Source organism: Pantoea sp. SGAir0430, assembly GCF_043549295.1.
On the sequence record NZ_CP039427.1, the window covers coordinates 698,284 to 713,849 of the forward strand.

Sequence of the window (15,566 nt, forward strand, 5' to 3'; positions counted from 1 at the left end):
AAAAAAACCGGGGACTCAGCAATGGGAGCCAAAGTTAAAGCCAGACCGTTAAGTCGCTACCTTAAAGACTACAAACACAGCCAAAGCAACTGTTCACACTGTGGCAAAGTTTTAGACCGTATGGCGTTAGTGTTCCGCGGCCAGATCATCAATAAAGAGGCCATCGCACGCATGGACCAGATGATTGACGATCAGGTATGGATGAAACTCCAGCCGGAACTGACGGCGCTGTGCCGTTTCTGCAGCGATATTTTTTGTAATACCCATCCGAATTACTTCGATATCATGGCGTTCAAACAATATCTGTTTGAGCAGACCGAGATGAGTCACAGTACCATTCGTGAATATGTGGTGCGTCTGCGTCGTCTTGATGACATGCTGAAAGCGAAAAATTTCCCGGCAGAAAGGTTACGGGGCAACAGCTGGCATGAGTGTCTGCAAAACGATCTGCCCGATGCGGGCAACAATAACTACCGTATTGCACTGCGCAAATATGACCAGTTCTTAGGCTGGCAGCGCGGCTAAGGGTGATTCAACCCCGGTTACTGGTGAGCATGCCAGCAACCGGGGCGCGTCGCGATCAATTCCGGATGCGACTTTTCTCATCTTCTGCAACACTGTAGGGATAACTGCACATTGCCCGAATGGAGGCTGCATTGTCCTTACATCTTCTGCACCAGTTTCCCCGTCTTGAACTGCTTGGCGCACCGACGCCGTTAGAGCATTTGCCACGCCTGTCTGATTACCTCGGACGCGATATCTTTATTAAACGTGATGACGTCACGCCGGTGGCGCTGGGCGGTAACAAGCTGCGTAAACTGGAGTTTCTCGCTGCCGATGCGCTGCGTGAAGGCGCCGATGTGCTGCTGACCGCCGGCGCGATCCAGTCCAACCACGTGCGCCAGACGGCAGCCGTGGCGGCGCGTCTGGGCCTGAAGTGCGTGGCGCTGCTGGAGAACCCGATTGGCACCGACGCCGCCAACTATCTGAGCAACGGCAACCGCCTGCTGCTGGACCTGATGGATGTCGAGGTTGTGATGGTTGATGCGCTGCACAATCCGCCGCAACAGCTGGCAGAGCAGGCAGAACGGCTGGAAGCGCAGGGCTTCCGGCCTTACATTGTGCCGGTGGGCGGCTCGAATGCGCTTGGCGCGCTCGGCTACGTCGAATGCGCGCAGGAGATTGCCCATCAAAGCGAAGGCGTGGTGGATTTCGCTGCGGTGGTGGTGGCGTCGGGCAGTGCCGGGACGCATGCCGGGCTGGCGGTCGGTCTGGAACAGCTGCTGCCGAATAGCGAGCTGGTGGGCGTGACGGTGTCGCGCAAGGTCGAGGCGCAGCTGCCGATGGTGGAGCGCATTCGCAGCGCGCTGGCACAGCAGCTGGAGCTGGAAGCGCGTGCGCCGGTAACACTGTGGGATGACTATTTTGCGCCACGCTACGGCGAACCCAATGACGAAGGCATGGAAGCGGTGCGCCTGCTGGCGCGGCTGGAGGGCATTATGCTCGACCCGGTCTACACCGGCAAAGCGATGGCGGGTCTGATTGATGGCATCAGCCAGAACCGTTTCCGCCGGGAAGGGCCGCTGCTGTTTGTGCATACCGGCGGCGCACCAGCGTTATTTGCTTATCATCCTTCGGTATGAGACAGCAGCAAAAAAAGGTTTATAATCCAGCGGTTATTACAAAGAGCACATGCCGGAGCGGCACCCTTTATTGCGAGATAAAGCACGCCGCGCCCAAAATGAGCGTTAATTAACCATAAGCACACAACACATCACAATAATGGGGTAAACATGGCTTTCTCTCCGATTCGTCGCCAGCTGGTGATGGGAATGATGGCGGTCGCACTGGTGGCGGGCGTGAACGTAAAAAGCTTTGCGGCAGAAGATTTGCTGGCGCAGGTCAAGAGCAAAGGTGAGCTGCGCGTCGGGCTGGAAGGCACCTATCCGCCGTTCAGCTTCCAGGATGAAAACGGCAAGCTGACCGGTTTTGAAGTCGAGTTTGCCCAGGAGCTGGCAAAACACCTCGGCGTGAAAGCGGATCTCAAACCGACCAAATGGGACGGTATGCTGGCCTCGCTGGATTCCAAACGTATCGACGTGGTGATCAACCAGGTGACCATCTCCGACGAGCGCAAGAAGAAGTATGACTTCTCCACGCCGTACACCATCTCCGGCGTGCAGGCGCTGACGCTGAAGAAGAACGCGGGCTCCATCACCAAACCGGAAGATCTGTCCGGCAAGAAAGTCGGCGTGGGTCTCGGTTCTAACTATGAGCAGTGGCTGCGCGACAACGTCAAAGGCGTGGATATCCGTACCTATGATGATGACCCAACCAAATATCAGGATCTGCGTTCAGGCCGCGTTGATGCCATTCTGGTCGACCGCTTAGCCGCGCTGGATCTGGTGAAAAAAACCGGCAATACCATGGCGGTGGCTGGCCCGGCGTTCTCCCGTCTGGAAGCGGGCGTGGCGCTGCGCAAAGGCAATGAATCGCTGCTGAAAGCGATTGATGGTGCGATTGGCGACATGCAGAAAGATGGCTCGCTGAGCAAGCTGTCTGAGAAGTGGTTCGGCGCGGACGTCACGAAATAATGCAGGAAAGTTTACAGCTGGTGCTGGATTCAGCACCTTTTCTGCTGAAAGGCGCGCTGTTCACGCTGCAGCTGAGTATCGGCGGGATGTTCTTCGGCCTGATACTCGGCTTCGTGCTGGCGCTGATGCGCCTGTCACGCTTCTGGCCGGTCAACTGGCTGGCGCGTTTCTATGTGTCGATCTTTCGCGGCACGCCGCTGATCGCCCAGCTGTTTATGATCTACTACGGTCTGCCGCAGTTTGGCATTGAGCTCGACCCGATTCCGTCAGCCATGATTGGTTTGTCACTTAACACCGCGGCCTATGCCTCGGAATCGCTGCGTGGCGCGATTGCGGCTATTGAGCGCGGTCAGTGGGAAGCGGCCGCCAGTATCGGCATGACGCCGTGGCAGACGCTGCGTCGCGTTATTCTGCCGCAGGCGGCGCGAACCGCGCTGCCGCCGCTCGGTAACAGCTTTATCAGCCTGGTGAAAGATACCTCGCTGGCGGCCACCATTCAGGTGCCGGAGCTGTTCCGGCAGGCGCAGCTGATCACCTCGCGCACGCTGGAAGTGTTCACCATGTATCTGGCGGCCTCGCTGATTTACTGGGTGATGGCTACGGTGCTGTCGGCGCTGCAAAACCGGCTGGAAGCGCACGTCAATCGTCAGGATCGGGAGGCAAGATGAGTGCAATTGAAGTCCGTCAGCTGGTGAAACAGTTTCACGGCCAGACGGTGCTGCACGGCATCGACCTCGATGTCGCGCCCGGCGAAGTGGTGGCCATCATCGGTCCGAGCGGCTCGGGCAAAACCACGCTGCTGCGCAGTATTAATCTGCTGGAAGTGCCGGAAAGCGGCCTGGTCAAAGTCGGTGACATCAGCATCGACGCCAGCCTCGGCCTGCATAAGCAGAAGGATAAAGTGCGGCAGCTGCGCCAGCAGGTCGGCTTTGTGTTCCAGAACTTCAATCTGTTCCCGCACCGTTCGGTGCTGGAGAACATCATTGAAGGGCCGGTAATCGTCAAAGGCGAAGCGAAGGCGGAAGCCATTGCGCGCGCGCGCACGCTGCTGGAGAAGGTTGGTCTGCACGGTAAGGAAGAGAGTTTTCCACGCCGGCTTTCCGGCGGTCAGCAGCAGCGCGTCGCAATTGCCCGGGCGCTGGCGATGCGTCCGCAGGTGATTCTGTTCGATGAGCCAACCTCGGCGCTGGATCCTGAACTGGTGGGCGAGGTGCTCAGCACCATCCGCGCGCTGGCGCAGGAGAAACGCACTATGGTGATCGTTACGCATGAGATGAGCTTCGCGCGTGACGTCGCCGATCGCGCCATCTTTATGGATCAGGGGCGTATTGTGGAGCAGGGCCCGGCGAAAGCGCTGTTCAGTAATCCGCAGCAGGCACGCACCCGGCAATTTCTCGACAAGTTTCTCAATCAATAATCTCTCCGGGCCGGTTCGCTGGCCCGAATTATTTCCCCGCTAGCAAAATATTAAATGCCGCGCTTACCTTTTTGACGCATTATTAAAATTATTTCTGTGCCACAGAATTAATAGCTGGCTTTCCCGCGTGCGGAATGTTCTTAATTTCCCCGCCACATTCACCACATAATCTGAGGATAACGATCCGGATGAAGGCTTAAATAACAGTCGTTCACGGCTAACCCGTCGGGCGGTCAATGTATCTCTGGTACTGTAAAGTATTGTTATATCAGGACCAGCGAAAAAGTTTTAGGAGTTTCGCTAGAGTCAGCCCCTGCTGCTTGTTGAATAATCGTTGAATAACCATAAAGGCTTCACTGCCTGTTTCTTCATTTTTCTCCTTTAAGACCTACACCGCAGCAGGAGTCAAAAATATGAATAACGCCAGAAAAGAAGATATTGCATGGGTGAATACCCTGAAAGGGGTGTGCATATTGCTGGTGGTACTTTACCACACCGTATTACCCGGCTTTGAAGGCACGGTTAAATATCTCAGCGCCGGCTGGATTCCGGCGGAAATATGGGTGCAGTTTAATACGGTGTTATCACCGTTGCGTATGCCCGCCTTTTTCTTCGTCTCCGGCCTGCTTGCCACCAACGGCATTCTCAACCGACCGTGGAAACAGGTATTTACCAGCCGCATTACCAATCTGTTCTATCTCTATGTGCTGTGGGGCTTTATTCAGTGGTGGTCGATTGTCGGCATTTCGACTGAAATCACCGGCCAGCGTATCTCGCAGAACCTCAACGCGGCTTACGCCGGTTCGCTGCTGGAGTTCCTTAAGCTGACTTTCCTGGCGATGAGTACCTCGTGGTACCTGTACGGTCTGGCGATCTACTTCCTGTGCGCCAAAATCTTCCGTCAGCACAAAGTGGCGCTGCTGGTGGCGGCGGTGGTGCTGAATTATCTGGCGGTGGAGAAGATCATTCCCTACTGGGGACCGCAGAGCGTGGCGCAGTATTTCCTGTTCTTCCTGCTGGGCGCGTTCTGGAGCCCGCTGATGTTGCGCCTGAGTCAGCTGCGCCGCGAGAACCTTCTGCCGTGGGCCGCGCTGGCCGCACTGTCCGGCCTGCACGTGATTTTTGGCCTCGATAAGAGCCTGTTCATGTGCATCATCGCGGTGCTGGTGAGCGTGGCGGCGTGCCGCTGGCTCAACGCGCACTTCAGCATGCGTTACTTCAACTGGATTGGCCGCAACACGCTGCAGATCTACGTTATCCACCGCATTTTTATTGAGTTCTTCGGCATGTCAGCGATTCTGTTTGCGCAGCGCCATCATCTGTTTGAGCAGGCGTGGTTTGCGCTGCTGTGGGCGTGCTTCTATCCGCTGGCAATTGTCGGCATCTGTTCGCTGTGTTCGGTGGCGGTGTGGTCGCTGACCAACCGCGGGCTGGGGCAGTCGCTGTTTGTGTTCCCGACGCTGATTGGTTTGAAACGCAGTAAGTCGGTGGCGTGATGTGCGCAGGTAAGTTTTAAAATGGTACAAAAACGACGGAACGTTTCGTAGCGGCGCGATTCATCGCACAATGAATCGCGCCGCTACGACCTTATTGCAACTTGCGGTGTCCTTCACCGATCTCCATTACGCCATCCATGGCGATCCTGCTTTACTTAACCAATGGTCATCAGGCTGGCGTTGCCGCCGGCGGCCGCGGTATTGACGCTCAGCGAGCGCTCAATCAGCAGACGTTCCAGCAGCAGATTGGTCTCGCCGCGGGCAAAGCCCTGCACTGACACAATCGCGCCTTCGCGGGCGGCAATCTGTTCGCACAGGCTGCGCAGCTGATCGGCATCGCCGTGATAGATCACCGCATCAAACTCCGCCGCCAGCATATCTTTCGCCAGCGTGATGCGTGCCTGCACCGCGGCCGGCAGCGACTGGCGCAGCGTCCGATGCAGTTCGTCATCCTGCCACAGTGCCTGGCTACCGACGCTGGTGACCGCCGCCAGCTGAATCAGTGCATCCTGCTGATTGTCCGCGATACACAGTACCCGATCGCGCGGCAGCAGCGTAAAGGTATTGCGCTCACCGGTCGGGCCTGGCAGCAGTCGCACGGTCCCGGCCTGGCTCAGCGCATCGTAACGCTGACACAGCGCCAGCAGCTCCGGCTTATCCTGTGCCCAGCTCTGCAATGCCTGATGCGCGCTCAGCAGCGTGGTGCGCACGCTGCTGTCCACCGGCCGTTCGGCATCCTGACGATCAAAGGTGATGCGCAGGGCACCGTCCGGACGATGGGCCAGCAGGCGGTAGAGATAGAGCGGACCGCCGGCTTTCGGACCGGTGCCCGACAGGCCTTCGCCACCGAACGGCTGCACGCCAACCACCGCGCCAACCATGTTACGGTTAACGTACAGGTTGCCGACTTTCGCCCCGGCCGTCACCTGCGCAATGGTTTCATCGATTCGGGTATGCACGCCGAGCGTCAGGCCATAGCCCGAGGCGTTAATCTGCTCAATCAGCTGCGGCAGGTTGTTGCGCGCAAAGCGCACCACGTGCAGCACCGGACCGAACACCTCTTTATCCAGATCGCTGACCTGATCGAGCTCAATCAGCGTCGGTTTGATAAAGGTGCCGCTGTGCCACTCTTTGCTGTCCTGCGGATGCTCCTGCACCGCCTGATACACGGTAAAGCCTTTATTGCGCATCGCCTGGATATGGCGCTCGATGTTGGCTTTGGCTTCAGCGTCGATCACCGGACCGACGTCGGTCGACAGACGCTCCGGATTGCCCATGCGGCATTCGGCCATGGCACCACGCAGCATCTTCAGCGTGTGGTCCGCCACATCGTCCTGGATGCACAGCAGACGCAGCGCCGAGCAGCGCTGACCGGCGCTGTCAAACGCGGACGCCACGATATCCACCACCACCTGTTCGGTAAGCGCTGAAGAGTCGACGATCATGGCGTTCATGCCGCCGGTTTCGGCGATCAGCGGCGTCGGGCGACCCTGCGGATCGAGACGGCCAGCCAGGTTGCGCTGCAGCAGGGTGGCGACTGCGGTTGAGCCGGTGAACATCACGCCGCGCACCCGCTCGTCGCCGGTCAGCTGCGCACCCACCGTTTCGCCCTGGCCGGGCAGCAGTTGCAGCACGCCGGCCGGTACGCCGGCATCCAGCATGATCTGCACCGCCTGCGCGGCAATCAGCGGCGTCTGCTCGGCGGGTTTTGCCAGCACGCTGTTGCCGGCCGCCAGGGCGGCGGCAATCTGGCCGGTGAAGATCGCCAGCGGGAAGTTCCACGGGCTGATGCACACTACCGGACCGAGCGGGCGATGGGTTTCGTTATCGAAATCGTCACGCACCATGCCGGCGTAGTAGTAGAGGAAGTCCACCGCTTCGCGCACTTCGGCAATGGCGTTGTTGTAGGTTTTACCTGCCTCACGCACCAGCAAACCAATCAGCTGCTGCATCTGGTCTTCCATTGTCTGGGCGGCACGTTCAAGAATCGCGGCACGCTCCTGCGGCGGCGTGGCGAACCAGATTGGTCCGGCATTGACCGCGGCATCCAGCGCACAGGAGACCTCTTCAGGGGTGGCTTCCCGCACGCTGCCGACGATATCCGCCGGCGTGGCCGGGTTGATCACCGCGCGGCTGCTGCCGCTACCCAGCTCGCCATCAATGATCGGCTGAGCCTGCCACGGCTGGCTGGCGCTGGAGAGCAGGGCGCTGGAGAGCGACGCCAGGCGGTGTTCGTTGGCCAGATCCAGACCGGCAGAGTTAACACGCTTGTCGCCATACAGATCGCGCGGCAGCGGAATCTTCGGATGCGGCAGGCCAATGGCGCCTTCTGCGACACCCATTTTCTCCACCGCAGCCACCGGATCGGCCACCAGCTCGTCAATCGGCAGCGTGTTGTCAGCGATGCGGTTGACGAACGAGGTATTGGCGCCGTTTTCCAGCAGGCGACGCACCAGGTAGGCCAGCAGCGTTTCGTGGGTACCGACCGGCGCATAAATCCGGCACGGCCGGTTCAGCTTGCCGTCGGCCACTTTGCCCACCACCTGCTCGTACAGCGGTTCGCCCATGCCGTGCAGGCACTGGAACTCGTACTGGCCAGGATAGTAGTTGTTGCCCGCCAGCTGGTAGATCGCCGCCAGCGTGTGGGCGTTGTGGGTGGCAAACTGCGGATAAATCAGGTTAGGCACCGCCAGCAGTTTACGCGCACAGGCGAGGTAGGAGATGTCGGTGTACACCTTGCGGGTGTAAACCGGATAGCCTTCAAGGCCTTCCATCTGCGCGCGCTTGATTTCGCTATCCCAGTAAGCGCCTTTCACCAGACGGATCATCAGACGACGGCGGCTGCGCTGCGCCAGATCCACCAGCGCATCAATCACAAACGGGCAGCGCTTCTGATAAGCCTGAATCACGAAACCGATGCCGTTCCAGCCTTCCAGCTCCGGCTCAAAACAGAGTTTTTCCAGCAGATCGAGCGACAGCTCCAGGCGATCGGCTTCTTCGGCATCGATGTTGATGCCGATGTCATACGAGCGCGCCAGCAGCGTCAGCGATTTCAGGATCGGGTAAAGCTCTTCCATCACCCGCTCATACTGCGCGCGGCTGTAGCGCGGATGCAGCGCCGACAGCTTGATGGAAATGCCCGGACCTTCATAAATGCCGCGCCCGTTGGAGGCTTTACCAATCGCGTGAATCGCCTGCTGATAAGAGACCAGATAGGCTTTGGCATCGCTGGCGGTGAGTGCCGCTTCGCCCAGCATGTCATACGAATAGCGGAAGCCTTTCTCTTCCAGCTTGCGCGCGTTGGCCAGCGCCTCGGCGATGGTTTCGCCGGTGACGAACTGTTCGCCCATCAGGCGCATCGCCATATCCACGCCTTTGCGGATCAGCGGTTCACCGCTCTTGCCGATGATGCGGTTCAGCGATTTAGACAGGTTGGCTTCATTGTGCGTGGAGACCAGACGCCCGGTAAACAGCAGGCCCCAGGTGGCGGCGTTGACGAACATCGACGGGCTGCGGCCCAGATGGGACTGCCAGTTGCCGTTGCTGATTTTATCGCGGATCAGCGCATCGCGGGTGGGCTTGTCAGGAATACGCAGCAGCGCTTCCGCCAGGCACATCAGCGCCACGCCTTCCTGCGACGAGAGCGAGAACTCCTGCAGCAGGCTTTGCACCATGCCGGCGCGTCCGGTTGCCCCTTTTTGGTGCCGTAGCTTGTCCGCCAGGCTGTATGCCAGCTGGTGGGTTTTCTCTGCCAGCGGGGCAGGGAGACGCGCCTGCTCCAGCAGCATCGGCACCGCATCGGTCTCCGGACGACGCCACGCGGCGGTGATGGCCGAGCGGCTGACCGACTGCGGCAAAATGTGTTCGGCGAAGTCGAGGAAAGGCTGGAAGCTCTCTTCCGGCACACGCTCATCGTCTGCGGCATCATTCAGCTGCAGCGGGATCTCCGCCAGCGTTTCTCCCGCTTCCAGCTGGCCGAGATAGTTAAAAATTGCCTGCTTGATCAGCCAGTGCGGCGTGCGGTCAATCTTTTGCGCCGCCAGTTTAATGCGATCGCGGGTGGCTTCATCCAGCTTCACCCCCATGGTGGTGGTTCCCATGATTTCCTCGTCCTCAAAGTGTGAATCAACTTCAGCGTGGGCTGCACTATCACTCATGTTGCAACTTTGTGCAACCGTGTTAAATGTGACCTCGGTTGCACGTTTTTAACCGCCTTTTTTGTTAACGCAGCAAAAGCGGCACAGAACTTGCTGCAAGAATCTCGCCAGAGTTGCAACCCACCGCAACAAAACGCATCCTGGCTGACATCAGGTGCAACTTAAAATGTGAACAGGCGCAACCTGTGAGCATGAAAAATGCAAAGTCAGGTGAAACCCAGGTAACAGCTGTGTTAAATGCATTGTGCGCGTCGCACCTTTGCGGCAGGATACCGCGCCTTATGAGAAATCGCTTTCTCTGGATGCGGTAAAGCCCTGACGTTATCCCGTTCCGGTAACGCAGGAAAAAGATTTCTCTTAAGAGATCAAATAATAAGTGGAGAGACAGATGACAGTAAGTACACCGATGCTGGTGACATTTATCATTTACATCCTCGGGATGGTGTTGATTGGTTTTATCGCGTACCGCTCAACCAAAAACTTTGACGACTATATTCTGGGCGGTCGCAGCCTGGGCAGCGTGGTGACCGCGCTGTCAGCCGGGGCCTCGGACATGAGCGGCTGGCTGCTGATGGGACTGCCGGGCGCGATTTTTCTCTCCGGGATCTCTGAGAGCTGGATTGCCATCGGCCTGACGATTGGCGCGTGGCTGAACTGGAAAATTGTTGCGGGTCGCCTGCGCGTGCAGACCGAGCATCACAATAACGCCTTAACCCTGCCAGACTTTTTCACCAGCCGCTTCGAAGACCACAGCAAAATTCTGCGCGTCATCTCGGCACTGGTAATCCTGATCTTCTTCACCATTTACTGTGCCTCGGGCGTCGTGGCGGGTGCGCGCCTGTTTGAAAGCACTTTCGGCATGAGTTATGAAACCGCGCTGTGGGCTGGCGCGGCAGCAACCATTCTTTATACGCTGGTGGGTGGCTTCCTGGCGGTGAGCTGGACCGATACCGTACAGGCCAGCCTGATGATTTTTGCCCTGATTCTGACGCCGGTGATTGTGATTATCGCCGTCGGTGGCCTGGATGATTCGCTGGCCGTGATTGAAGCGAAAAGCCTGGAAAACCTCGATATGCTGAAGGGCCTCAACTTCGTGGCGGTGATTTCACTGCTCGGCTGGGGCCTCGGCTACTTCGGCCAGCCGCACATTCTGGCGCGCTTCATGGCCGCAGACTCGCACCGTTCTATTCGCACCGCGCGCCGCATCGGCATGGCCTGGATGATCCTGTGCCTGGCCGGTGCTGTTGCGGTGGGCTTCTTCGGTATCGCCTATTTCCAGAACCATCCGGAGCAGGCGGCGGGCGTAAGCGAAAACGGCGAGCGCGTGTTTATCGAGCTGGCGCGCATTCTGTTCAACCCGTGGATCGCCGGTATTCTGCTGTCAGCTATTCTGGCGGCGGTGATGTCGACCCTGAGCTGTCAGCTGCTGGTGTGCTCGAGCGCACTGACCGAAGACCTGTATAAAGGTTTCCTGCGTAAAAATGCCAGCCAGAAAGAGCTGGTATGGGTTGGCCGTTTAATGGTGCTGGTGATCGCGCTGGTGTCGATTGCGCTGGCCTCCAACCCGGAGAACCGCGTGCTCGGCCTGGTGAGCTACGCCTGGGCAGGCTTTGGTGCCGCATTCGGTCCGGTGGTGCTGTTCGGCGTGTGCTGGAAGCGCATGACGCGCAACGGCGCGCTGGCCGGCATGATTATCGGTGCCGCCACGGTGCTGATCTGGAAGCAGTACGCCTGGCTCAATCTGTATGAAATCATCCCGGGCTTCCTGTTTGCCAGCATCGCGATTGTCTTGGTAAGTCTGGCCGGTCGCGAACCGTCGGCTGAAGCGCAGCAACGTTTTATTGCTGCCGAAGCGGAATACAACACCAAATAAGGGTGATGGCCTGAGTAAAGCGGGGAGCGCGTGTGCCGTGCTCCCCGCACTGTTAGTGTCACGTCCTCTGCGCGCGATTTATCGCCTAATCTGTCACTCCACCCTGACTTTCCCGCATCGCACCCTGACCCGCAAAAGCAAAATTAATTTCGCGCGGTGACTTGTATTTTCATTCGCGATAATGATAATCGATATCGTTCGCACTTTACGTATTTTTACCTAAGGTTTACCCTCCTTAACATTCAAGAGGTTGGTGATGTTCGTTCCCTTTCTCATTATGCTGCGCGAAGGTCTTGAGGCAGCACTCATCGTCAGCCTGATTGCCAGCTATCTCAAACGCACCCAGCGCAGCCAGTGGTTCCCTGCGATGTGGGCCGGCGTGTTTATCGCTGCGGCGCTGTGTCTCGCGCTCGGTATTTTCATCAACGAAACCACCGGTGAGTTCCCGCAGAAACAGCAGGAACTGTTCGAGGGCATCGTGGCGGTGATTGCCGTGGTGATCCTCACCTCAATGGTGTTCTGGATGCGTAAGGTGTCGCGCAATATCAAAGCCACGCTGGAAAAATCCGTCGATCAGGCGCTGCAGAAGCCGGGCGGCAGCGGATTGCCACTGGTGCTGATGGTGTTTCTCGCCGTGGCGCGTGAAGGGCTGGAGTCGGTGTTCTTTCTGCTGGCGGCCTTCACCCAGGATGTCGGTTATGCGCCGCCGATTGGCGCGGTGCTGGGTCTGGCGACCGCCATCGTGCTCGGCATGCTGATTTACTACGGCGGCGTGCGGCTTAATATGGCGCACTTCTTCCGCTGGACCAGCCTGTTCATCCTGCTGGTGGCGGCCGGACTGGCGGCGGGGGCGATCCGCGCCTTCCACGAGGCGGGACTGTGGAACCACTTCCAGGCGACCGCGTTTGACTTCAGCAACACGCTCTCGACCCATTCGATCTTTGGCACGCTGCTGGAAGGCATTCTGGGTTATCAGGAAGCGCCGAGCGTCAGCGAAGTCGCGGTATGGCTGATTTACCTGATCCCGGCGCTGCTGCTGTTTTTCTTCCCGGCGCGTCCGGCACCCAGCGCCGCACGGTCGGTGCGCTAACTTTTCGCAGGCGCGCGTGCGCCTGTACCTTCATGTAACAGGGATATGACTATGACGATTCGCTTCCGCCGTAAGGCGCTGTTGCTCTCCATGCTGGCGCTGTCCGGTGCCGCTTCTGCCGCTGCCGTACCGCAGGTCACGGTGACGGTCACTGACAAGCAGTGCGAGCCGATGTCGCTCAACGTGCAGGCCGGTAAAACCCAGTTCATCATCAAAAACAACAGCCAGAAAGCGCTGGAGTGGGAAATCCTTAAAGGCGTGATGGTGGTGGAAGAGCGCGAAAACATCGCGCCCGGCTTCAGCCAGAAGCTCACCGCCAACCTGGAAGCGGGTGAATATGACATGACCTGCGGCCTGCTCACCAATCCGAAAGGCAAGCTGGTGGTCAGCGGTGACAGCCAAACCGCCAGCAGCGGCAAGCCAGACGTGCTGCAGCTGGTCGGGCCGATTGCCGATTACAAAGTCTACGTGATGGGCGAGGTGAGCGCGCTGGTGGCCGGCACCAAAGCCTTTACCGACGCGGTAAAAGCCGGTGACGTGGAAAAAGCCAAAGCGCTGTATGCGCCGACGCGCGTGCACTATGAGCGCATTGAGCCGATTGCCGAACTGTTCTCCGACCTCGACGGCAGCATTGACGCGCGTGAAGATGACTTCGAGAAAAAAGCGGAAGATCCGAAATTTACCGGCTTCCACCGGCTGGAAAAACTGCTGTTCGCCGACAATACCACCAAAGGCGCGGACGCGTTCGCTGACCAGCTGTATAAGGATGTGCAGGATCTGCAAACCCGCGTCAGCGAGCTGGCCTTCCCGCCGGCGAAAGTGGTCGGTGGCGCGGCAGGCCTGATTGAAGAGGTGGCGTCCAGCAAAATCTCCGGTGAGGAAGATCGCTACAGCCGTACCGATCTGTCCGATTTTCAGGCCAACATCGACGGCGCACAGAAAATCGTTGATCTGCTGCGTCCTCTGCTGCAAAAAGCCAATCCGCAGCTGCTGGCGAAAGTGGACGCGAACTTTAAGAAGGTGGATGGCATTCTCAGCAAATACCGCACCAAAGACGGTTTTGCCTCCTATGAAAAGCTGACCACCAGCGACCGCAATGCGCTGAAAGGGCCCATCACCACGCTGGCGGAAGATCTCTCCCTGCTGCGCGGCACTTTAGGTCTTGATTAATCATGAGTAAAAAAAATGACGCGGCGCAACCGTCGCGTCGTCGTCTGTTACAGGGATTAGGCATGCTGGGTGGCGCGGCGGCACTGGGCGGCGGCTGTCCGTTCCATGCCGCCAGCGCGGCAGAGAGTTTCTCACCTGGCACGGTTGCACCCGACGCGCGCCAGCAGGCGCAACCGTTTTACGGCGCTCATCAGGCCGGCATCCTGACGCCGCAGCAGGCATCTATGATGCTGGTGGCGTTTGATGTGCTGGCCAGTGATAAAGCTGAACTGGAACGCCTGCTGCGGCTGCTGACGCAGCGCTTTGCCTTTCTCACCCACGGCGGACCGGCGCCGGCGGTGCCCAATCCGCAGCTGCCGCCGCTCGACTCCGGCATCCTGGGTGCGGACATTGCGCCCGATAACCTGACCCTGACGCTGTCGGTGGGGCATTCACTGTTCGACGAGCGCTTCGGGCTGGCCGCGCATAAGCCCAGCCAGCTGCAGACGATGACACGCTTTCCCAACGATTCGCTCGACGCCGCACAGTGTCATGGCGACCTGCTGATTCAGATCTGCGCCAATACCCAGGATACGGTGATTCACGCGCTGCGCGATATCATCAAGCACACGCCGGATCTGCTGGCGGTGCGCTGGCGGCGCGACGGCTTTATCGCCGATCACGCTGCACGCAGCAAAGGGCGCGAAACGCCGATCAACCTGCTGGGTTTCAAAGATGGTACCGCCAATCCGGATACGCATAATGCGCAGTTGATGGACCAGCTGCTGTGGGTGACACCAGAACAGCAGGAACCGGCGTGGACGCACGGCGGCAGCTATCAGGCAGTGCGCATCATCCGTTTTCACGTTGAAATGTGGGACCGCACGCCGCTGGGCGAGCAGCAAACCATTTTTGGTCGTGAGAAGTTGTCCGGCGCGCCGCTGGGGATGCAGCACGAGCATGACGTGCCGGATTACGCCCGCGATCCGGACGGCGAGATTATCGCGCTGGATGCGCATATCCGGCTCGCCAATCCGCGCACGCCGCAAACCAACAGCAGCCTGATGCTGCGGCGCGGCTACAGCTATTCCTCGGGGATTACCGGGGCAGGGCAGCTGGATATGGGGCTGCTGTTCGTCTGTTATCAGCACGATTTAAGCAAAGGCTTTATTACCGTGCAGAAACGACTCAACGGCGAAGCGCTGGAAGAATATATTCGTCCCATCGGCGGCGGATACTTTTTTGTTTTGCCCGGTGTGGCGGACAAAAATCATTATCTGGGGCAGCCGTTGCTCGAAGCCTGATTAATTAATGTACAGCGCTTGTTCGCCGTTCGCGGTGCCAGGCGCTGCTGTTAAGCCCGCCTTAAATTTCTCCTGTCTCGCTGTCATGTCCGAATTTTCTGAAACAGTTTGTTAAGTGCTGAATTACCTATCTTACTGAATATTAATATTAATTTAATTTAAGCGCACCGGGCTGATGCAGCGCCACGCGGGTTTTCTTTGCCGTAAAGTAAAAATAGTGTTGCAAATCGGCGGAAATATGATGAACTTTAGTCATAGCGTTGTCAGTTGTGTGGCTAAGTCCACTGGAGTTCGCGCATGGCCCGGTCCTTATACGGACAGTTAAATACACTTCAGCTAGCGCAGTACGCTGCGGGGGATTGCCTCCCGCGTGAGAATCCTCTTCACTTTTCTTTTATCGCCTTCGAATTCTTTTCCGATGTTTACCGGTGCGCGGCAGCGTTTCGGCGTTGTTGCACACTTTTCTCACTGGCTCGATACGGCTTA

General features: G+C 58.3%; 11 protein-coding genes. 10 read left to right on the plus strand and 1 reads right to left on the minus strand.

Going from position 1 to position 15,566, the window contains the following annotated elements; translation table 11 throughout:
- Positions 1 to 21 precede the first annotated feature (21 nt).
- From fliZ to E7738_RS03410, 6 genes are all read left to right on the plus strand, one after another.
- Positions 22 to 525 carry a flagella biosynthesis regulatory protein FliZ gene (gene fliZ, locus E7738_RS03385; protein ID WP_031280184.1) on the plus strand — a complete coding sequence of 168 codons (504 nt, stop codon included), beginning with the start codon at positions 22 to 24 and terminating at the stop codon, positions 523 to 525.
- A gap of 131 nt (positions 526 to 656) precedes the next feature.
- Entirely contained in the window at positions 657 to 1,643 is a 987-nt protein-coding gene (locus tag E7738_RS03390; protein ID WP_238561864.1) for a D-cysteine desulfhydrase, read from the plus strand.
- 150 nt (positions 1,644 to 1,793) lie between these two features.
- Positions 1,794 to 2,594, plus strand: a complete 801-nt coding sequence (tcyJ, locus tag E7738_RS03395) for a cystine ABC transporter substrate-binding protein (protein WP_394516097.1) — start codon at positions 1,794 to 1,796, stop codon at positions 2,592 to 2,594.
- Complete coding sequence (tcyL, locus tag E7738_RS03400) at positions 2,594 to 3,262, plus strand: cystine ABC transporter permease (RefSeq protein ID WP_058757420.1); 669 nt, start codon at positions 2,594 to 2,596, stop codon at positions 3,260 to 3,262. Before tcyJ ends, tcyL begins: the two co-directional genes overlap by 1 nt.
- The gene (gene tcyN / locus E7738_RS03405) at positions 3,259 to 4,011 is read left to right on the plus strand and encodes an L-cystine ABC transporter ATP-binding protein TcyN (RefSeq protein WP_058780700.1); all 753 of its coding nucleotides are present in this window, start codon (positions 3,259 to 3,261) and stop codon (positions 4,009 to 4,011) included. Before tcyL ends, tcyN begins: the two co-directional genes overlap by 4 nt.
- A gap of 413 nt (positions 4,012 to 4,424) precedes the next feature.
- The gene (locus E7738_RS03410) at positions 4,425 to 5,507 is read left to right on the plus strand and encodes an acyltransferase family protein (protein ID WP_058774543.1); all 1,083 of its coding nucleotides are present in this window, start codon (positions 4,425 to 4,427) and stop codon (positions 5,505 to 5,507) included.
- Between the two features lie 155 nt (positions 5,508 to 5,662).
- Here the strand turns inward: E7738_RS03410 and putA are convergent, their stop codons facing one another.
- Positions 5,663 to 9,607, minus strand: coding sequence for a trifunctional transcriptional regulator/proline dehydrogenase/L-glutamate gamma-semialdehyde dehydrogenase (gene putA, locus E7738_RS03415; RefSeq protein ID WP_394516327.1), 3,945 nt, complete (start codon positions 9,605 to 9,607; stop codon positions 5,663 to 5,665).
- 445 nt (positions 9,608 to 10,052) lie between these two features.
- Between putA and putP the strand changes: the two genes are divergently transcribed.
- The 4 genes from putP (at position 10,053) to efeB (ending at position 15,080) form a co-directional block, all read left to right on the plus strand.
- On the plus strand, positions 10,053 to 11,537 hold the full coding sequence (gene putP, locus E7738_RS03420; RefSeq protein ID WP_394516098.1) for a sodium/proline symporter PutP: 1,485 nt from the start codon (positions 10,053 to 10,055) through the stop codon (positions 11,535 to 11,537).
- 256 nt (positions 11,538 to 11,793) lie between these two features.
- A complete protein-coding gene (efeU, locus tag E7738_RS03425; protein WP_021509909.1) occupies positions 11,794 to 12,627 on the plus strand; it encodes an iron uptake transporter permease EfeU in 834 nt (277 codons plus the stop codon).
- A gap of 51 nt (positions 12,628 to 12,678) precedes the next feature.
- On the plus strand, positions 12,679 to 13,797 hold the full coding sequence (gene efeO / locus E7738_RS03430; RefSeq protein ID WP_136547029.1) for an iron uptake system protein EfeO: 1,119 nt from the start codon (positions 12,679 to 12,681) through the stop codon (positions 13,795 to 13,797).
- A 2-nt stretch (positions 13,798 to 13,799) separates the two neighbouring features.
- Positions 13,800 to 15,080 (plus strand): iron uptake transporter deferrochelatase/peroxidase subunit, encoded by a 1,281-nt coding sequence (gene efeB, locus E7738_RS03435; RefSeq protein WP_241798913.1) that lies wholly within the window; start codon positions 13,800 to 13,802, stop codon positions 15,078 to 15,080.
- Positions 15,081 to 15,566: the final 486 nt, after the last annotated feature.

Bases quoted from the DNA above. Each gene is read 5' to 3' on its own strand.
- tcyJ (WP_394516097.1), top strand. From the start codon at position 1,794: ATGGCTTTCTCTCCGATTCGTCGCCAGCTGGTGATGGGAATGATGGCG.
- tcyL (WP_058757420.1), top strand. From the start codon at position 2,594: ATGCAGGAAAGTTTACAGCTGGTGCTGGATTCAGCACCTTTTCTGCTG.
- efeU (WP_021509909.1), top strand. From the start codon at position 11,794: ATGTTCGTTCCCTTTCTCATTATGCTGCGCGAAGGTCTTGAGGCAGCA.
- efeB (WP_241798913.1), top strand. From the start codon at position 13,800: ATGAGTAAAAAAAATGACGCGGCGCAACCGTCGCGTCGTCGTCTGTTA.
- efeO (WP_136547029.1), top strand. From the start codon at position 12,679: ATGACGATTCGCTTCCGCCGTAAGGCGCTGTTGCTCTCCATGCTGGCG.
- fliZ (WP_031280184.1), top strand. From the start codon at position 22: ATGGGAGCCAAAGTTAAAGCCAGACCGTTAAGTCGCTACCTTAAAGAC.
- E7738_RS03410 (WP_058774543.1), top strand. From the start codon at position 4,425: ATGAATAACGCCAGAAAAGAAGATATTGCATGGGTGAATACCCTGAAA.
- putP (WP_394516098.1), top strand. From the start codon at position 10,053: ATGACAGTAAGTACACCGATGCTGGTGACATTTATCATTTACATCCTC.
- tcyN (WP_058780700.1), top strand. From the start codon at position 3,259: ATGAGTGCAATTGAAGTCCGTCAGCTGGTGAAACAGTTTCACGGCCAG.
- putA (WP_394516327.1), bottom strand. From the start codon at position 9,607: ATGGGAACCACCACCATGGGGGTGAAGCTGGATGAAGCCACCCGCGAT.